Source organism: Aurantiacibacter luteus, assembly GCF_001010945.1.
Lineage (GTDB): Bacteria > Pseudomonadota > Alphaproteobacteria > Sphingomonadales > Sphingomonadaceae > Alteraurantiacibacter > Alteraurantiacibacter luteus.
Genome location: NZ_LBHB01000004.1, coordinates 44,817 through 63,753 on the forward strand (window position 1 = coordinate 44,817; position 18,937 = coordinate 63,753).

Annotated in this window: 16 protein-coding genes; 6 read left to right on the forward strand and 10 right to left on the reverse strand. The window is 69.3% G+C overall.

Going from position 1 to position 18,937, the window contains the following annotated elements:
* Position 1: 1 nt before the first annotated feature.
* Together nadA and AAW00_RS13000 are read right to left on the reverse strand one after the other, a co-directional pair.
* Positions 2–988 (reverse strand): quinolinate synthase NadA, encoded by a 987-nt coding sequence (gene nadA / locus AAW00_RS12995; protein WP_047004875.1) that lies wholly within the window; start codon positions 986–988, stop codon positions 2–4.
* A gap of 46 nt (positions 989–1,034) precedes the next feature.
* Positions 1,035–1,910, reverse strand: a complete 876-nt coding sequence (locus tag AAW00_RS13000) for an MBL fold metallo-hydrolase (RefSeq protein WP_047004876.1) — start codon at positions 1,908–1,910, stop codon at positions 1,035–1,037.
* 32 nt (positions 1,911–1,942) lie between these two features.
* Here AAW00_RS13000 and glpK point away from each other — a divergent pair, with 32 nt between their 5' ends.
* The gene (gene glpK, locus AAW00_RS13005; RefSeq protein ID WP_047004877.1) at positions 1,943–3,418 is read left to right on the forward strand and encodes a glycerol kinase GlpK; all 1,476 of its coding nucleotides are present in this window, start codon (positions 1,943–1,945) and stop codon (positions 3,416–3,418) included.
* A gap of 88 nt (positions 3,419–3,506) precedes the next feature.
* Here the strand turns inward: glpK and AAW00_RS13010 are convergent, their stop codons facing one another.
* Together AAW00_RS13010 and AAW00_RS13015 are read right to left on the reverse strand one after the other, a co-directional pair.
* Positions 3,507–3,986 (reverse strand): DUF1465 family protein, encoded by a 480-nt coding sequence (locus AAW00_RS13010; RefSeq protein ID WP_047004878.1) that lies wholly within the window; start codon positions 3,984–3,986, stop codon positions 3,507–3,509.
* Positions 3,987–4,106: 120 nt separating this feature from the next.
* Positions 4,107–4,304: a YdcH family protein gene (locus tag AAW00_RS13015; protein WP_047004879.1), complete on the reverse strand. Its 198-nt coding sequence runs from the start codon at positions 4,302–4,304 to the stop codon at positions 4,107–4,109.
* Between the two features lie 200 nt (positions 4,305–4,504).
* Between AAW00_RS13015 and AAW00_RS13020 the strand changes: the two genes are divergently transcribed.
* The 5 genes from AAW00_RS13020 to tilS all read left to right on the forward strand — a co-directional run bounded on the left by AAW00_RS13020 (position 4,505) and on the right by tilS (position 10,169).
* Positions 4,505–4,660, forward strand: a complete 156-nt coding sequence (locus AAW00_RS13020; protein ID WP_082125103.1) for a YdcH family protein — start codon at positions 4,505–4,507, stop codon at positions 4,658–4,660.
* A gap of 42 nt (positions 4,661–4,702) precedes the next feature.
* Positions 4,703–6,970 carry a phosphoenolpyruvate--protein phosphotransferase gene (ptsP, locus tag AAW00_RS13025; RefSeq protein WP_047004881.1) on the forward strand — a complete coding sequence of 756 codons (2,268 nt, stop codon included), beginning with the start codon at positions 4,703–4,705 and terminating at the stop codon, positions 6,968–6,970.
* 108 nt (positions 6,971–7,078) lie between these two features.
* The gene (locus AAW00_RS13030) at positions 7,079–8,164 is read left to right on the forward strand and encodes a helix-turn-helix domain-containing protein (protein ID WP_052761949.1); all 1,086 of its coding nucleotides are present in this window, start codon (positions 7,079–7,081) and stop codon (positions 8,162–8,164) included.
* Between the two features lie 111 nt (positions 8,165–8,275).
* Positions 8,276–9,226 carry a tetratricopeptide repeat protein gene (locus AAW00_RS13035; protein WP_047004882.1) on the forward strand — a complete coding sequence of 317 codons (951 nt, stop codon included), beginning with the start codon at positions 8,276–8,278 and terminating at the stop codon, positions 9,224–9,226.
* A complete protein-coding gene (tilS, locus tag AAW00_RS13040) occupies positions 9,204–10,169 on the forward strand; it encodes a tRNA lysidine(34) synthetase TilS (protein ID WP_047004883.1) in 966 nt (321 codons plus the stop codon). Before AAW00_RS13035 ends, tilS begins: the two co-directional genes overlap by 23 nt.
* A 131-nt stretch (positions 10,170–10,300) precedes the next feature.
* On the opposite strand, the gene AAW00_RS13045 is transcribed toward tilS, so the two are convergent.
* From AAW00_RS13045 to zwf, 6 genes are all read right to left on the reverse strand, one after another.
* Complete coding sequence (locus AAW00_RS13045) at positions 10,301–11,023, reverse strand: L,D-transpeptidase family protein (RefSeq protein WP_241461742.1); 723 nt, start codon at positions 11,021–11,023, stop codon at positions 10,301–10,303.
* Between the two features lie 53 nt (positions 11,024–11,076).
* On the reverse strand, positions 11,077–13,851 hold the full coding sequence (locus AAW00_RS13050) for a phosphoenolpyruvate carboxylase (protein ID WP_241461743.1): 2,775 nt from the start codon (positions 13,849–13,851) through the stop codon (positions 11,077–11,079).
* Entirely contained in the window at positions 13,848–14,432 is a 585-nt protein-coding gene (gene eda / locus AAW00_RS13055; protein ID WP_047005006.1) for a bifunctional 4-hydroxy-2-oxoglutarate aldolase/2-dehydro-3-deoxy-phosphogluconate aldolase, read from the reverse strand. The genes AAW00_RS13050 and eda overlap by 4 nt, the downstream gene beginning before the upstream one ends.
* Before the next feature lie 41 nt (positions 14,433–14,473).
* Positions 14,474–15,457: a glucokinase gene (gene glk, locus AAW00_RS13060; protein ID WP_047004885.1), complete on the reverse strand. Its 984-nt coding sequence runs from the start codon at positions 15,455–15,457 to the stop codon at positions 14,474–14,476.
* A 148-nt stretch (positions 15,458–15,605) separates the two neighbouring features.
* On the reverse strand, positions 15,606–17,420 hold the full coding sequence (edd, locus tag AAW00_RS13065; protein WP_047004886.1) for a phosphogluconate dehydratase: 1,815 nt from the start codon (positions 17,418–17,420) through the stop codon (positions 15,606–15,608).
* On the reverse strand, positions 17,413–18,843 hold the full coding sequence (gene zwf, locus AAW00_RS13070) for a glucose-6-phosphate dehydrogenase (RefSeq protein WP_047005007.1): 1,431 nt from the start codon (positions 18,841–18,843) through the stop codon (positions 17,413–17,415). The genes edd and zwf overlap by 8 nt, the downstream gene beginning before the upstream one ends.
* Positions 18,844–18,937: the final 94 nt, after the last annotated feature.

Consider the following 18,937-nt stretch of genomic DNA (forward strand, 5'->3'; position numbering starts at 1 on the left):
GCTAGACCCGCCCGAGGTCGCCCTTGCCGATGGTGCCCGCCGCCATTTCCAGCATCCGGTCGAGGCTGGCGCGGGCCTTCAGGCGCAGGCCTTCCTCGATCTCGATGCGCGGTTCCAGGTCGCGCAGACACAGGTATAGCTTCTCCAGGTTGTTGAGCGCCATGTAGGGGCAGATGTTGCAGTTGCAGTTGCCGTCCGCGCCGGGCGCGCCGAGGAAGATCTTTTCCGGCAGGGCCTTTTCCATCTGGTGGATGATGTGCGGCTCGGTCGCGACGATCAGGGTATCACCGGGAAAGGTCTTGGCGAAATTCAGGATACCGCTCGTCGAGCCGACGTAATCGGCGTGGTCGATGATGTGCGGCGGACATTCAGGGTGCGCGGCGATGGGCGCTTCGGGATGTTCGGCCTTGAGCTTGAGCAGTTCGCGCTCGCTGAAGGCTTCATGCACGATGCACACGCCCGGCCACAGCAGCATGTCGCGCCCGAACTTGCGGTTGAGATAGCCGCCGAGGTGCCGGTCCGGCCCGAAGATGATCTTCTGGTCCTCCGGGATCTGCGACAGGATCGTCTCCGCGCTGGAGCTGGTGACGATGACATCGCTCAGCGCCTTCACCTCGGTCGAGCAGTTGATGTACGTCAGCGCGATGTGATCAGGATGGCGCTCGCGAAAGGCGGCGAACTTTTCGGGCGGGCAGGAGTCCTCCAGCGAACAGCCGGCCTCCATGTCCGGCAGCACGACGATTTTCTCCGGCGAGAGGATCTTGGCGGTATCGGCCATGAACTTGACGCCGCAGAAGGCGATGACGTCGGCATCGGTCTCCGCCGCCTTCTTCGACAGCTCCAGCGAGTCGCCGACGAAATCGGCAAGGTCCTGCAACTCAGGCTTCTGGTAGTAGTGCGCCAGGATCACCGCGTTGCGCTCCATGCGCAGGCGGTCGATCTCCTCGCGCAGGTCGAGGCCTGCAAGGCTGGTGGGCTGGTCGGTCATTCGCGAAGTCCTGTCTGCTGATCGGCGAAGCGGGATCGGGTGTAGTCTATGCCAAGGCGCGCCATGTGTCCCCCGAACGAGCGACGAGGCCGCGGCGTTCCAGATCGATGAGGTGGGCGAGCACGCTCATCTGCGCGGCAGGCCACAGGCGCTTGTCGACGCCCGCGTACATCGCCGGGATCAGCGCCTCCAGCGCGCGCGGCTCCTCGCCCAGCAGGCGCTGGACCTGTCCCTCGCGTGCGCGGCGATGGCCGATAGTGCCGCGCACCAGCTGGTGCGGATTGGTGACCGCGGGGCCGTGCGCGGGGTAGTAGATGCGGTCCTGCTCGCGGGCGTAGAGCCTTTGCAGGCTGGCCACGTAGTCGCCCATGTCGCCGTCGGGCGGCACGATGACGCTGGTGGACCAGCCCATCACGTGGTCGCCGGTGAAGACCGCGCCCGTCTCCTCCAGCGCGAAGCACAGGTGGTTGGAGATGTGGCCGGGCGTGGAGATCGCCGTCAGGGTCCAGCCGGTGCCGGTCATGGCCTCGCCGTCGAGCAGCACGCGGTCGGGCTCGTAGTCCTGGTCGAAGGCCGCCTCCACGCCGGAATTATCACCCGGGAAGCGCAGCGGCGCGCAGCCGACCACCGGTGCACCCGTCATGGCGGCGAGCGGCGCGGCGGCGGGCGAGTGGTCGCGGTGGGTATGCGTGCACATGATGGCGGCGACCCTGCGACCGGCGATGGCCGCCTCCAGCGCGGCGAGGTGCGCGGCATCGTCCGGGCCGGGGTCGATCACCGCCAGATCGTCCGTTCCCACGAGATAGGTCTGCGTGCCGGTATAGGTGAAGGGCGAGGCGTTGGGTGCCAGCACGCGCACCACCAGCGGCTCGAGCTGCTCGGCCGTACCGGTGGGCCAGGGTCTTGGTGGAACCGCCATCATCGCGCATATGGCGGTGCGAGAGGGGATTGCCAATGACCGAGGGCCTGTTGCTGGTGCTGGACGAGGGGACGACCTCGACCCGCGCGATGCTGTTCGATGCACGCGGGGCCCTGCACGGCACGGCGCAGGAAGAACTGGCCCAGCACTATTCACACAGCGGCTGGGTCGAGCACGACGCGGGCGAGATCTGGGAGCGCACGCTCGCCTGCGCGCAGGCGATGGTGGCGCAGGCCGGCGGGCCGGAGCGGATCGCCGCCATCGGCATCACCAACCAGCGCGAGACGGTGGTGGCCTGGGACAAGGCGACCGGCGAGCCGCTGTGCCGCGCCATCGTTTGGCAGGACCGGCGCACGGCGGATTTCTGCGCCGAGCTGAAGGAGCAGGGCCACGAGGATGCGGTGCGCGCAAAGACCGGGCTGCTGCTCGACCCCTATTTCTCCGCCACCAAGATGTGCTGGATGCTGGACAACGTCGCCGAAGTGCGCGTGGCGGCGCAGGCGGGCACGCTGGCCTTCGGCACCGTCGAGAGCTGGCTCGCGTGGAAGCTGACCGGCGGCAGGAGCCACGTGAGCGATGCCAGTAACGCCAGCCGCACCTTGCTCATGGCGCTGGAGGGCGGGGACTGGGACGAGGACATGCTCGCCCTGTTCGGCGTTCCGCGCGCCGCGCTGCCGACCATCGTGGATTGCGCCGGTACGCTCGGCTGCGCCGACTTGCTGGGTGCGCCCATTCCCATCTGCGGCATGGCAGGGGACCAGCAGGCGGCGACGATAGGGCAGGGCTGCCTCGCGGCCGGCGACACCAAGGCGACATACGGCACCGGGGCCTTCGTGCTGGCGAACACCGGCACGCGCCCGCCGCGCTCGGAGCACCGGCTGCTCGGCACAGTGCTGTGCCAGGTGGCGGGGACGCGGACCTTTGCACTGGAAGGATCCGTCTTCGTCGCCGGCAGCCTCATCAAGTATTTGCGCGACACTCTGGGCTTGCTCGACGATGCAGCGCAGTCCGAAGTGCTTGCCCGCAGCGTGCCGGACAGCGGCGGGGTGACGATCGTGCCCGCGCTGTCGGGCCTCGGCGCGCCGTGGTGGCAGCCGGAGGCACGCGGGATCATCGCCGGGCTCGGCTTCGACAGCACCCGCGCCCACATCGCCCGCGCCGCGCTCGAGGCGATGGCGCACCAGACCCGCGATCTTGCCACCGCCTTTGCCGACGACGGCACGGCCTGGACCGCGCTGCGGATCGATGGCGGCATGGCGGCCAACGACTGGATGGCGCAGGATGTCGCTGACATTCTCGGCATAGCGGTGACGCGCCCCGACTTCGTGGAAACGACGGCGCTCGGCGCGGCGATGCTGGCGGCGGTGGGCTGCGGGATGCACCCGGCGCTGGCGGATGCGGCGACCGCTATGCTCGGCTCCGGGCGGACGTTCGAACCGGCGATGGACGAGAGCCTTCGCGCCCGAAGGCTGGCGCGGTGGGACGCGGCGCTGGGGATGGTCAGGCAGTAGGCAGTAGGCAGTAGGCAGTAGGCAGGAGGCAGGAGGCAGTGGGGGTGAGTGAGCCCGTGGCCAACTTCCCCTGATGCCTAATGCCTCATCACCCGAACGCCGCCCCCAGCCTCTCTCTCAGCCTGTGCACCGCGGCTGGTTGCATCGCGAAATGCGCGCGCCAGGCGCTGTCGAGGCGGGCGACGCGGGCGTAGAAGCGGCGCGAGCGGTCGACCACGTCGCGGGCCCGTGTATCGAGCAGCAGCAGGTCCGCCGGGTCGCTTTCGGGTTGTGGCGGCGGCAGGCGGCCGAAGCGGCGCAGCTGGAACTCGCTCATCTCGCCCGCGAAATAGGCCCGGTGATTGAGCAACCAGGCGAGCGCGTGCATCATGCGGGTGGTGGTGCGCAGCGCTTCCGTGCCCAGCACCACGCGCCGATCGGCTTCTGCGGGCGTGGCGCGCAGAGCAAGGCGGCTATCGCGTCCATCGCGCTCGTCGTCAAACACGAGGCGCGCTTCCTCGGCAAGGCACAGGGCCTGTTCGTAAAGTGCTTCGACGATCGCGGGAGTGATGGTGGCAGTGGCGGACATGATTGCAGACCGGGCTAGCCCGCTACCGTCCGGTGCGCCAGTGGCGCACTTGCGAAAGTCCGCAACTAAATGCGGCTGTCCCACGCTCGCACGAAAAAGGACCCGATGCGCCGAGCCTGCTCAGGCAATGATGTCTGGCGTCAGGTGATCCTCGAAGAAGGCGATCTGGTCCTTCAGCAGCAGCTTGCGCTTCTTCAGCCGGGCGACCTGCAACTGGTCCGGCCCACCGCTCTCGACCAGCGCGGCGATGGCGGTGTCGAGATCGCGGTGCTCGCTCCTCAGCGCGGCGAGCCGCTTTGCCATGTCCTCTTCGTTCACTCCGGCTCTTTCCCGCCCCGTTTCGTCGTTGTCGCAAGCGGCGCGTCGCATCCCTTGGTGCGCTTCGTCGCATGGCTGTTTGGACAATTAGGATTGTTGTGGTTTGATGACAATCGCGCGGCAACTCGCCGCTCATGCGAGTCGCCGCCGGGTCGCCAGACCGGCCGGACCATCCGGCCAACCGAGAAGGAGACGAGCATATGGTAACCTCGCACGTCAGCGCCCTCCATCAGAAGCATGAAGGGCTCGACAGAAGGCTCAGGGACGAGATGAACCGGCCTTCGCCCGACAGTGCGATCATCCAGCTCCTCAAGAAGCAGAAGCTGCGGATCAAGGAAGAGCTGGCGCATATCTGACGCCGTTTTGAAATCGGGCCTTCGTGCTATAGGCGGTGGTCCATGACCGCCGCCTCCTCCGCCCGCACCATCCTCACCGGCCTGCACGAGATCATGGCCTCGCGCACCAATGCGCAGGCCAAGCTCAACCAGGTGGTGGAAACGATCGGCGAATCGCTTTCGAGCGAGGTGTGCTCGATCTACCTGCTGCGCGACGGGATGCTGGAACTGTTCGCCACGCGCGGGCTGAACCAGGAAGCGGTCCATGTCACCCGCCTTGGCGTGGGCGAGGGGCTGACGGGCACCATCGCCCAGAACATCGAGACGCTGAACCTCGACGAGGCGGCGGCGCACCCAGAATTCCAGTATCGCCCCGAAACGGGCGAGGAGAAGTTCCACTCCTTCGCCGGCGTGCCCATCGTCCGGCGCGAGCGGGCGATCGGCGTGCTCAACGTCCAGCACATCGAGCCGCGCCGCTACGAGGACGTGGAGATCGAGGCGCTGCAGACCGTGGCGATGGTGCTGGCCGAACTGATCCACAACGCCGGGCTGGTGGACGAGGAAAGCGCGGGCCTCGCCGCCGCGCGCACCGAGCAGGACGTGCTCGAGGGCCTCAAGCTGGTCAGCGGTCTCGCCATCGGGGAGGCGGTGTTCCATCAGCCGCGCGTGCAGATCGAGCAGACCGTGGCCGAGGACACCGAGGCCGAGCGCCAACGCGTCTACCTAGCCTTCGACCGGATGCGCGAGCAGATCGACGCGATGATGGGCCAGGCCGAGTTCGGGGTTGGCGGCGAGCACGAGCAGGTGCTCGAGACCTACAAGATGTTCGCCTACGACGAGGGGTGGAGCCGCCGGATCAACGAGGCGATCGATTCCGGCCTGACCGCGGAGGCCGCCATCGAGCGCGTGCAGCAGCGCACGCGGATGCGGATGCGGCAGATTTCGGACCCGCTGCTGGCGGACCGGATGCACGACCTGGAGGACCTCGCCAACCGCCTGATCCGCATCGTTTCCGGTCAGCTGGGCACCGCGGCCCAGAAGGGGCTGACGAAGGACACGGTCCTCATCGCCAAGAACCTCGGCCCCGCGGAACTGCTCGAATACGACAAGCGGCGGCTGAAGGGGGTGGTGCTGGAGGAAGGCGCGCTGACGGCCCACGTGGTGATCGTGGCACGGGCGATGGGTGTGCCGCTGGTCGGCCGCCTGCGCAACCTGCGCGGCCTCGTGCGCGAAGGCGACCAGGTGCTGGTCGACGGCGATGCGGGCAAGGTCACGCTGCGTCCGGGGCAGGGCGTGCTTTCAGCCTTCGAGACCCGGTTCGCCCGCAAGCGCGAACAGCAGGCCGCCTACGCCAAGCTGCGCGACGTGGAGCCCTTCACCCGCGACGGCGAGCGGATCGAGGTTATGATGAACGCCGGCCTGCGCGACGATGTCGCCATGCTGGCCATGACCGGGGCCGACGGCATCGGCCTCTACCGCACGGAATTCCAGTTCCTCGTCTCCGCCGCCCTGCCGCAGCGCGAGCGCCAGACGCGGCTCTACCGCGACGTGATCGACGCCGCGCGGGGCAGGAAGGTCATCTTCCGCACGGTCGACATCGGTGGCGACAAGTCGCTGCCCTACCTTTCCAACGAGACCGCGCGAGAGGACGAGAACCCGGCGATGGGTTGGCGCGCGCTACGCCTGGCGCTGCAGCGCGAGGGGCTGATGAAGGTGCAGGCGCGCGCGCTGCTCGAAGGCGCGGCCGGGCGCGAGCTCAACGTGATGTTTCCGATGGTGTCCGAACCGTGGGAATTCCACGCCGCCAAGGACGTGTTCGACCAGCAGCTCGCCTGGCTGAAGAAGCAGAAGCACCAGATCCCCACGGCCATCAACTACGGCGTCATGCTGGAAGTGCCCTCGCTGGCCGAGACGCTCGACCTGCTGTTGCCGCACGTGCGCTTCATCTCCATCGGCACCAACGACCTGACGCAGTTCCTGTTCGCCGCCGACCGGGCCAATCCGGCGCTGGCGGAGCGGTACGACTGGCTCAGCCCGTCGATCCTGCGCTTCCTCGCCCGCGTGGTCCACGCCTGCGTCGGCCACCCCGTGAGCCTGGGCGTCTGCGGCGAGATGGGCGGGCGGCGGCTGGAGGCGCTGGCGCTGATCGGGCTCGGCATCCGCCGTTTGTCGATCACGCCCACCGCGGTCGGCCAGATCAAGGAACTGGTGCGCCGGGTGGACACGCGCGAGATTGCCGAGGCCATGCGCGATTGGCTGGCCCATCCGCCTGAAAACCTGCGCGAAACCATGCTGGCCTGGGCTGCCGAGCGCGACATCGAGGTGGAATAGCCGCCTTTTTGCCTGCGCAATCGCTTGACTTGGCCCCGGCCTGCTTTTCATTAAGGCGCCAAGAGGGTTGCGCAACCGATCCCAGCTGCCCCCACCGCTGGAGCCACGATGTCCGACGAAACCGAAGTGCCTGCCGAAGACACGGCGCCCGCCGCGCCCGTGGGCGTTGGCCCGCAGCTGCGCGCCGCGCGCGAGGGCAAGGGGCTGACGCTCGACCAGGTCGCCGCCGAAACGCGCATCTCGCGCCGCCATCTCGAACACCTCGAGGCGGGCGAGTTCGAGGCGCTGGCAGGCAAGACCTACGCCATCGGCTTTGCCAAGACCTATGCCCGCACCGTCGGTCTCAACCAGAGCGATGTCGCCGCGATGGTCCGCGCCGAGATGGGGGCGGAGCGCACGTGGGACGGGCAGGCACTGAAGGCGCAGCAGGGCAGCTTCGAGCCCGGCGACCCCGCGCGCACGCCCGGCGGCAAGCTCGTGTGGTTCTCGCTGTTCGCGGTGGTGCTGCTGCTCGTCGGCATCTTCTTCGCCGCGCGCGTGCTGTTCTCGCCCGCCGCCGAGGTGCCCTCGCTGACCGAGCAGCAGGCGCGCGAGGAGCGTGAGCAGCGCGAGGCGGCGGAGGCGGCCCGGCAGCGGGCGCTGGCGCAGGGGCAGCAGGGCGCAGGGCAGGCGGCAGGCGCCGCGAGCGGTCCGGTCGTCTTCACCGCCGAGCAGGAGGCCTGGGTGCGTTTCTACGACGCGCAGGGCCGGGTGCTGAGCGAGACGGTGCTGCAACCGGGCGACACCTACCAGGTGCCTGCCGACGCCGACAACCCGATGGTCATAACCGGCCGCCCGCAGGTGCTGGCGATCACCGTGGGCGGAGAGCCCGTGGCCAAGCTCAGTTACGAGCAGGAAACGGTGACCGACGTGCCGGTCAACGCGGCCGCGCTGCTGGCCCGCCAGCCCACGCGAACCACCCGCGGCTTCAGCGTGGGCAGTCCCGCCAGCGCGCCCGCTCCCGCGCCTGCGACAGCTACGCCCGCCGCCAGCGCGCCGCAGCCCGCCGCGCGCGCGCCGGCAGCCCCGCGCCCTGCGCCCCCGCGCGCCGTTCCCGCCCCGGCTCCCGTGGCGACGGTCCAGCCTGCGCCGGAGCCCGCACCCGAGCCCGCGACCGCGCCGGAGCCGGCGGCGGTCGAGCCCGACGCGCAATAGGCGGGGGATTACCGCTTAGCGCGCGCTTACGGCGCGCCGTTAATGTCCTATCTTGGCACGCCGTGGCACGTGCGGGCCCGCAATGAATTCTGGATCGGAGGACGAGTGGCAATGAAGGCGATGCGCAAGAGGCTGGCGGCGAGCACGGGTGCGGTGCTGGTCATGGTCCTGCCGTTGATGGCGATACCTGCCGCGGCGCAGGCGGACCAGCGGCTGCAACGGCTGGAACAGCAGGTGACGGCCCTCCAGCGCGCGGTCTTCCCCGGCGGGGACGAGCGCTATTTCGAGCCCGAGATTACCCCGCAGCAGCGCCCGCAGAACGTCGACAATTCGCCCAGCACCTCGGCGCTGACCGGCGTGCTCGACCGGCTCGAGGCGATCGAGCAGCAGGTCGCCCGCCTGACCGCCGCCACCGAGGTCAACGAGAACGCGCTCGCGGCGATAGAGGAACGGCTGCTGCGGCTGGAAGGCGGCTCCGGAGCCACGGTGACCACGCCGAGCGGCATCATCGCCAATCCGGGCCCGGCGGGCACTGCTACCACGCTGCCTGCACCGCCGCCGCAGCCGGCCGCCAACCGGCCGACGCCCGCGCCCACTCCGGCTCCCGCCGCCGCGCAGCCGAGCCCGGCGCGCGTCGCCGCGGTCGCCGCCATCGCCAAGCCCGCCACGGGCGACGCGGGCGAGGACGAGTACACCTATGGCTTCCGCCTGTGGGACGCGGGCTTCTACCCCGAAGCGCAGCAGCAGCTGGCGCTCTACCTCGACCGCTACCCCGGCCACCGGATGACGAGCTATGGCCGCAACCTGCTGGGCCGCGCCTTCCTCGACGCGGGCGACGCGCGCGGGGCGGCGACGCATTTCTTCGAGAACTACCAGACCGACCCGCAAGGCGCGCGCGCCGGAGACAGCCTGTTGTACCTCGCCGAAAGCATGATCGCGCTCGGCGATACCCGCCGCGCCTGCATCGCGCTGGCCGAGTTCGGCGACACCTACCAGGCGCTGGCGACGGGCCGCCTGTCGACGCAGTACACGGGCCTCAATGGCCGGGTCGACTGCGATTGATCCTGCCCTGGTCGAGCGCTTCCACACGGCGCTCGGCCGGCTGAACCCCGGCGGCGGACGGATCGGCCTCGCGGTGAGCGGCGGGCCGGATTCGATGGCCATGCTGCTGCTGGCGCACGAGGCGATCCCCGGTCATTTCGAGGTCGCCACAGTCGACCACGGCCTGCGCCCCGAGGCCGGGGGCGAGTGCGCGCTGGTGGCGAAGACCTGCGAGACACGCGGGGTGACGTGCGAGGTGCTGGCCATCGAGGTGCCCGAAGGCAACGTCCAGGCGATGGCGCGCCTTGCCCGGTACGAGGCGCTCAGCGCTTGGGCCGAGCGGCGGCGGCTCGCGGCCGTGGCGACGGCGCACCATGTCGACGACCAGGCGGAAACGCTGGTCATGCGCCTCAATCGCGGCAGCGGCGTGCGTGGTCTCGCCGGGGTGCGCGCGTCGAACTATCCCTTCGAGGCGCGCTTCGAAGCGCCGGTCATCCGCCCGCTGCTGGGCTTCCGGCGGGCCGAGCTGCGCAGCGTCGTCAAGAGCGCCCGGGTCGCCTTTGCGACCGATCCCGGCAACAGCGACGACCGCTTCGAGCGGGTCACGGTCCGCCGCGAACTGGCCGCCGCCGACTGGCTCGACCCCAGGGCGCTGGCGCGCTCGGCAGCGCACTTGGCGGAAGCGGAACGCGCGCTCGAATACCTGACCGACAGGGTCTATCCCGAATTCGTCGAGCATTTTGCCAGCCACGCCGCCATCCAGCCGCCGCCGGACCGTGAACTCGCCCGTCGGCTGGTCGAGCGGGTCATCGCCAGCCTGAACGGATCGGCGAGGGGGAGCGACGTGGCGCGGCTGGTCGACGGCCTCGCGCGGGGCGAGGACGGCAATGTCGGCGGTGTCCTGGCGCGGAACGAGAACGGGGTCTGGGTGCTCCGCCCTGAGCCCGCGCGGCGAAGGAACTGACGCACTCGGCCCCGCCCCCGCTCATGCTGAGCTTGTCGAAGCATCGCTTTTTCTTCTAGCGACGGAGTTCAAGAAAGGACGCCCCTTCGACAAGCTCAGGGTGAGCGGAAGGGGGGCTACCTGGCGTGATCTTACCCCTCGCCGTGCTCCAGCGAACCGCCTACGCCCGTCTGCACGCCGTCGGTGATGATCACCACGTCGCCCACCTTGGCGATCTCGTAGATCTTGCTGACGAAGGCATCGGGCGTGCCGATGCAGCCGTGGCTGGCATAGCCGCGCTCGACGGTGGAGCCGCCGTGGATGGCCACGCCGTCCCAGGTCAGCCGCATCGTCCAGGGCATGGGCGCGTTGTTGTACTGCTCGGAAACGTTGTGCCGTTCCTTGGTCAGGATCGGGAAGACGCCGGTGGGCGTGGGATGGTCGGGAGAGCCGATCAGCACGGCCGCCGCGCCGATTTCGTAGCCGCCGCGAAAGACGCTGAGCACGCGGGCCTGCAGGTCCACCGTCATCACCAGCGGGCCGGGGGGCACGTTCTCGTCGTCCCAGTGCCACTCGCCATAGCGGATGGGCCCGTCGATGGGCAGCACGCGGCGGATGACGAAAGGATCTTCGGGATCGTAGGCGGGCTGCGGCTGGACAACTTCGCGCGAGATCATGTCCGGTTCGCCGGCGGGTTCGGCCAGCACGTCCTGCGCCGCGATGGTGACGGGCGCGCTCTCCTGCGCTTCCAGCGGGTTGCCGACAAACGTGGCCCCGCCGACGAGCGCCGCTATCGCCAGGGTCAGGCCGCCGATCCACTTGATGCCGCTGTTCATCCGCCCGTGATAGGCGAAAACGATGGGTTTTCCCACCATTGTGTCGCCCCAGTCCCGCAGCGGGACGAGGGCCGCGGGGCGATTACGGCGTATTAACCATGCGCGCCGAACACGTTGGCGATGGCCGTGGTGATCCTCAGCGACAGCGCATGGGCGCGCTCGATGGGGTCGATGAAGTCACGGTGGATCGCCTCGTATCCCTCGTCCGAGCCGTCGGGCCAGTCGGCGGGCTCGTCGAGGTCGAAGCGGTCGAGGCGCGGAAAGGCGACCGGGTAGGCGCGGCGCAACTGCGCCAGCGCATCGTCCACGCGCAGGGTGAAGACCATCTCCAGCACGTCGTCGCGGCTGACGTCGTTGGCGCGGCTGAAGGCGGGGACACTGACGGCGCGGATGAACATGGCTTGCAGCAACGTAATGCGCAGCGCCTGGAGCACGCCGATCATGCGCCGCTTCTCCTCGCGATGCGGGGTCGCCTCCTCTTCCGGCACATGGTCGAGCAGGCGGTAGAGCTTCATCGCGTCCACCCGCAGGCGGCTGGCGAGGCGGCGGAACACGCCCACGCGGTCGTCCTTCACGAGATATTCGCTCAGGGCCTCGCAGGCTGCGGTCAACTGGGTCTCCGTGCCGCGATAGGGGCGGCTGGCCCAGTAGGCGGAGTTGAACAGTTCGCCGTAGGCCGCCACGGTCTTCACGCTGGCGAGCGCGTTGGCGGCGCGCACCAAGCGCACCAGCTCGCGCCCGCGCGCGCTCTCCGCCAATAGCGCGCCCAGCTCCTCGTAATTGTTCTGCGCCGCCTGCCCCACGCCCGCGATCACGTTCACCGGATAGCCGAGCTGTTGCAGGATGGCGTTGTGCGGGATCGCGCGGATTTGCCTGAGGCTCATGTCGCGATCGGCGGAGAGGTCGCCCTGCCGGCGGCTGACGCGGCTGCCGGTGGGGTTGAGCAGGCCCAGACCGAACGCAGTGATGGCGCGGCTGTATGTCCTACTGGCGAGGTGATCCTGCTGGTGCTCCTTCACCGCGCGGTAGAAATCGAGCGAAAGGTCGGTGCGGCGGTAGAACGGGTCGGTCGGCGCCTCGGCGTCGGTTTCCGCCGGGCGCAGGCAGGCGATGCGCGTCAGCGTGGCGCGGGCGAGCTCGGGCGTGGCGAACCACAGGTAGCCGTCGCCGCCCTGGAAGCTGACCTCGGGCTCCAGCGCGATGCCGGCGCGGGCGAAGCGGCGCTTGGCCCATGGGCTGAGTGCCCAGTCGAGCCGGTCGGCCATCTTGGTCGGATGCGCGCCGCGGCCCATGCTCTCGCCGTGGGTGTTGAAGATAAGCGCCGCGACATCGGTGAGGCCGTTGGCGGCCATGGCTTCGGACAGGCGACCCTGCAGCCGCTCGATGGCGAGGCTGGCGGGGATCTGCCCGACGAAGCGCCCGGCGTCGGAGAACCCGGTCTGGATCGCCACCCGCCCCCGGGCACGGGCGTAATCGCGGTAGACCTCCTCGGCCAGCAGCTCGTCGAGGAAGCGGCCGCCGTGCTCCAGCGCGGTTTCGGTCTCGAACAGCGGCGAGACGTCGACCTTGTCCTCGATCCCGAACAGCCGGGCGAAGTAGAGCGCGGCGAGGACCGTGGCAGGCTCCTCGCACTCCGCGATCAACATCCGGATCGGCGCGTCGGCGTCCACGTGGTGGAGGATCTGCGCCATGGCGAGGAATTGGCGGATCGCGGTCGAGGCCTCGATGGCGAGCGCGCCGAAGTTGGTGCGGTGGGGGCGGACCTTGGCGATGGCTTCGCGCAGGTGCTTGACCGCGCCCTTGCTGGCGAGATCGAGCGTGCCCTCGGGGTCGATGCGGCGGCGGATCGCGTTGTGCAGCTGGCTGGCGTTCACGCGGAAATGGATCCACCCCATGCCCAGGCCATCGGCGCGCATGGCGGCGGCCAGCGTCAGCAGGCGCACGGCATAGTCGGTGTCCGCCGCCATCTTCGCCTCGCGCTCGATATGCGTGATGATGGGCGTGAGGCTGGTCAGGCGGTGCTCGCTCTGCGCGGTCAGGCGGTTGGCCGCTTCCGACAGGCGCGCAGGATCGGTGAGGTCGCCGGCAAAGGCCTCGGCCATCGCCTGCGCTTCCTCAAGCGCCGGACGCAGCACGCCGAGCAGCATGTGGCCTGCGTCGATGGCCTCCAGCGAGGCGACGTAGCGGGCCAGGCGCTCGGCCTTTTCCGCGAGGCGGAAGGCGATGGAGGTGGCCCAGCCGATATCGGTGCGCCCGTCCATGTCGTAGCCGACCCAGCTGGCAAAGCGGAACGGCACCGGCGCCAGCTCGCGCCATTCCTCCGGCCATTGCTCGCGGGCGTGGTCAAGCAGCTGGGCGACGATGGCATCGCGCGCGTCCTGCGCGTGGGCGATCGCGCGCATGGCCCGCTCGTGCTCGTAGGCGAGGGTGACCTGCGGCCGTTCGCCGCCGACCACGCCTGCGTCGATGGGGCCGTCCTCGGCGGCCGCCTTTGCGACGGCGGCGTATTGCCCGGGGGTGAGCAGGAAGGTCGGATGCGCGGTGAAGACGGCGTGGAGCTGCGGCACCTCCCAGCTCGCCTTGAACGCGGCAAAGCTGGGCGCGGTGAGGGTGTCCGCCAGCGCCTTTTCGTTCGCCGCCTCGCCGATTGGGGCGACCATGCAGCGCGTGCGGCGGGCGCGTTCCTCCAGTGCGGCGACCTCCAGCTCGGCCACCATGGCCTCGATGTCGTCGAAGCTCATGGCCCCGGCCTCGAGATCGCGCGACATCTCGTGCGCGAGCTGGAATACGGGGTTGAAGAGCGGGGTTTCCTCGGTGCGCCGGTGGATGTGCTGCAGGCGCTCGGTCAGTTCGCCGACGCGGCTCACAGCGCGGCGGCCTCGCGCGCAAGCTTGGCGATTTCCTCGGGCGATGCGCCCTTTGGCGCGACCCAGCTGCCGCCCACGCACAGGACGGGGTCCAGCGCCAGCCAGTCGGGCGCGTTCTGCAGGCTGACGCCGCCGGTAGGGCAGAATTTGCATTGGTAGAACGGCGCGGCGAGCGCCTTCAGCGCAGGAATGCCGCCGTTGGCCATGGCGGGGAAGAACTTGAAGTGCGTCAGCCCCATGTCCATCCCGCGCATGATATCGCCGGAGTTGGCAATGCCGGGCAGAAACGGCACGCCCGCCTTGATGGCCGCTTCGCCGAGGCGCTGGGTCAGGCCGGGGGAGACGATGAACTCGCTGCCGGCATCCATCGCCGCCTTCAGCTGGTCGGGATTGGTCACCGTGCCCGCGCCGACGATGGCGCCGGGGACGAGATTCATCCGCTTGATCGCATCGAGCGCCTGCGGCGTGCGCAGCGTCACTTCCAGCACCTTGAGCCCGCCCTCGACCAGCGCTTCGGCCGTCTCGCGTGCGTGGCCGAGATCGTCGATCACCAGCACCGGGATGACGGGGGCCACGCGCATAACGCGGTCGATTTCCTGCGAGTCGTAGTGGGCAGGGTCGCTCACGCGGCGTCTCCGTGTTGCTGGAAGAAGGCGGCCGCGGCGCCGAACAGGCCGGGCTGCGGATGGGTGATGAGCTTGACCGGGATGGCCGACATCAGCCCCTCGAACCGGCCCTTGGCGCGGAAGCGTTCGGCAAAGCCGGAGCGCGGCAGGTGGTCGCGCAGCCGGTAGCCGAGCCCGCCGGCGATCACGACACCCGCAAATCCGCCCTGCGCCAGCGCGGTATCGCCCGCCACCGCGCCCAGCGAAAGGCAGAAGCGGTCGATGGCGGCAGCGGCGAGGCTGTCCGACCCGTCCATGCCCGCGGTCCAGATGGCCACGTCGTCCTGATCCTTCACCGCGCGGCCTTCGAGCGCGGCCAAGGTTTCGTAGATGTCGACGATGGCGGGGCCGGCGACCACGCGCTCCACCGAAACGCGGGTGTGGCGCTTGCGCAGGCGGGCGAGGATGGCGTCTTCGATGGGGTCGAGCGGGGCGAAATCCACGTGCCCGCCCTCGGTGGCGGAGACGCGATAGGTGCCGTCGGGCTCGCGGTAGAGGTGCGCGACGCCGAGCCCGGTGCCGGGGCCGAGTACGCTGAGGCGCCCGGTCCTGCCCAGCGGCTGGTCCGGTCCGGTCAGGTGGATGAACTCGTCCTCGCCCGCGCGCGCGACGGCGTGGGCCACGGCCTCGAAATCGTTGACGATGGTCTGGCGCGAGACGCCGAGCTTTTCCTCCACCAGCGCCGGGCGGATGATCCACGGGTTGTTGGTGAAGCGGATGACCTCGCCGCCCACCGGGCCGGCGATTGCCATGGAGACGGCATCGGGCAGGCTGCCGCCCTTGCGCTCGCGGTAATCCTCCCACGCGGTCTGGAAGCTGGCGTGATCCTCGGTATGCAACGTGATCGGCTCGTCGAGCGTGATCGTGCCGTCGTCGGCGCGGGTGGCCACGGCGAAGCGGGCGTGGGTTCCGCCGATGTCGACGGCAACGATCTGGGTCATGCAATCCTCCCCGGCACGGGGAGGGGGACCATCCGCAGGATGGTGGAGGGGCTCCCGTGCGTTATCTGGTTATAGGTTCGAGCGGAGCGGCGAGCGTGCCCCTCCACCACGCTGCGCGTGGTCCCCCTCCCCGTGCCGGGGAGGACCATCATAGCCCCGCGCTCGCGAGCATGGCGCTGCCGCCCTTTTCCGCCTCGTCGGCCAATGCACGGAACATGGCGAAGAGCTCGCGTCCCGTGCCGTCCTCGGCCTGCGGGTCGGGGGCGGGGGTGCGCTGCGAAAGCTCGGCGCTGGTCGAGAGCGTGCCGGTCTCGGCGCAGACGCGCACGATATCGCCGTCGCGCAGCAGGCTGAGCGGGCCGCCGCCCAGTGCCTCGGGCGAGACGTGAATGGCGGCGGGCACCTTCCCGCTCGCGCCCGACATGCGCCCGTCGGTGACCAGCGCCACGCGGTAGCCGCGGTCCTGCAAGACGCCCAGCGGCGGGGTCAGCTTGTGCAGTTCGGGCATGCCGTTGGCGCGCGGGCCCTGGAAGCGCACGACGACGACGATGTCGCGGTCGAGCTCGCCCGCGGCAAAGGCCTCGGCCACCTCGTGCTGGGTCTGGAACACGCGGCAGGGCGCCTCCACGGTCCAGCGCGCCTTTTCGACGGCGGAGGACTTGAAACAGGCGCGCCCCAAGTTGCCCTCGAGCAGGCGCATCCCGCCATCGGGCTGGAACGGATCACCGGCGGGGCGCAGCATTTCGGCATCGCCGCTCTCGCCGACATCGCGCCATGCGAGGCCGTCGCCGTCCAGCCCCGGCTCGCGCGCGTAGTCGGCCATGCCGCGTTCCTCGGCGACGCCGATGACATCGGCGTGCGCCAGCCCTGCGCCTAGCAGTTCACCGATGACGTAGCCCATGCCGCCCGCCTCGTGGAAATGGTTCACGTCGCCCGAGCCGTTGGGATAGACGCGCGCCACCAACGGCACGGCGGACGAGAGTTCGGAAAGGTCCGTCCAGTCGACCTGGATCCCCGCCGCGCGCGCCATGGCGGGGATGTGGATGGCGTGGTTGGTGCTGCCGCCCGTCGCCAGCAGGCCGACCATGGCGTTGACGATCGCCTTTTCGTCCACGCAGTGGCCGAGAGGGCGGTAGTCGTTGCCGTGATGGCCCAGCGCTGCGACGCGGTGGACCGCGGCACGGTCGAGAGCCTGGCGCAGTTTCGTACCCGGCTGCACGAAGGCCGCGCCTGGCACGTGCAGGCCCATCAGCTCCATCATCATCTGGTTGGAATTGGCGGTGCCGTAGAAGGTGCAGGTGCCGGGCGAGTGATAGCTGCCGAGCTCGCTGTCGAGCAGTTCGGCGCGCGTCGCCTTGCCCTCGGCATAGAGCTGGCGCACGGCCTGCTTCTGCTTGTTGGAGACGCCCGATGGCATGGGGCCGCTCGGCACGAAAATCGCGGGCAGGTGGCCGAACCTGAGCGCGCCGATAAGTAATCCCGGCACGATCTTGTCGCAGATGCCGAGCAGCAGCATCCCGTCGTACATCGCGTGGCTCAAGGCGATGCCGGTCGCCATGGCAATGGCGTCGCGGCTGAAGAGCGAAAGCTCCATGCCCGTCTCGCCCTGCGTCACCCCGTCGCACATGGCCGGCGTGCCGCCCGCCACCTGCACCGTCGCGCCGACTTCGCGCGCGTAGATCTTCAGCCGTTCGGGATAGCGGTAATAGGGCGCGTGGGCGCTCAGCATGTCGTTGTAGCTGGTGACGACACCGATGTTGGGCCCGCGGTGGTTCTTGAGCGCCTCCTGGTCCTCCTCGGCCCCGGCAAAGGCGTGGGCGAGGTTGGAGCAGCTCTGCATCGCGCGGTCGGGCCGGTTCTCGTGCTCGCGGTCGATCAGGTCGAGATAGCGCCGGCGGCTGTCCTTCGACTTCTCGGTTATCCGCTCGGTGACGCGGGCGACGACGGGGTTCAGATCACTCATGCCAGCTTACTCCGTCGCGTTCGGCGAGCGCGATGGCGGCGCTCGGACCCCAGCTTCCCGCGCTGTAGGTCTTGGGCTTCTGCCCTTCCTCGGCCCAAGTCTTGCGGATCGCGTCGATCCAGCGCCACTGCGCCTCCACCTCGTCGCGCCGCACGAACAGCGTCTGCGCGCCGTGGACGAGGTCGAGCAGCAGCCGTTCGTAGGCGATGCGCTTGACCTTGCCGGTAAAAGCGTCGGGCATGGTGATGTCGAGCGGCACCTCGCGCAGGACCATGCCCTCCTGCTCGATGCCGGGCACCTTGGCCATCAGACGCAGGTGGATGTTCTCGGTCGGCTGGATGCCGATGACGAGGCGGTTCTGCTTGAGTTTCGCGCCGGGAAAGATGGAGTGCGGCACGCAGCGGAACTGGACCACGATCTCGGTCACGCGCTCCGGCATCCGCTTGCCGGTGCGAAGGTAGAACGGCACGCCCTGCCAGCGCCAGTTGTCGATGTGGGCTTTCAGCGCAACGAAGGTCTCGGTGTCGCTATCGCGGCCCAGTTCCTCGTCGTAGCCGGGCACGATCTTCCCGTCCGCCGCGCCGCCACGGTACTGCCCGGTCACGCTCTCGTCGGCGGCGATGGGCCTCAGCGCGCGCAGCACCTTGACCTTTTCATCGCGTACCGCGCCCGCCTCGAAGCTGCCGGGCGGCTCCATGGCGACCAGCGCGAGCAGCTGGAGCATGTGGTTCTGCACCATGTCGCGCAGAGCGCCCGCGTGTTCGTAGAAATCGGCGCGGCCTTCGAGGCCCACGGTCTCGCCGACGGTAATCTGCACGTGCTCGATGTGCTGGGCGTTCCACAGCGGCTCGAACATGATGTTGGCAAAGCGCAGCGCGATGAGGTTCTGCACCGTCTCCTTGCCGAGGTAATGGTCGATGCGAAAGATGCGGTCTTCGCTAAAGGCGCTGGCGACTGCATCGTTGATGGCGCAGCTGGAGGCGAGATCGGTGCCGAGCGGCTTTTCGAGGCAGATGCGCGAGTTCGCGTCCGCGAGGCCGTGCGCGGCAAGGCCCTCAATCGTCGGCTTGAACAGGCTGGGCGCGGTGGAGAGGAAGATCGCCACCTCGCGCCCCTCACCCACCTTGCCGGCCAGCTCGGCGTAGCCTTCGGGCGTGGTCACATCCAGCGTCTGGTAGGACAGGCGCGGCAGGAAAGTGGCAAGGTCGCCGCGCCGCTGTTCGGGCAGGTAGGTCTCGATGGCCTTGCGCGCGAACTCGCGGAAGTCCTCGTCCGACAGATCGGAACGGGCCGTGCCGATGATCCGCAGCTCCTCGTGCAGCAGCCCCTCACCGGCCAGCGCGCAAAGCGAGGGCAGGAGCATCCGCTGCGACAGGTCGCCGGTCGCCCCGAACAGGATCAGCGTGTCGGCGGTCGTGGTCATTGCGTCTTCAGTTCCTGTAAGGCCGCCCGCGTTGCGCGCGCGGTTGTTGCGGCGCAACATATTTGCGGGGCGAGCGCAACCCCTCTTGCCCGCT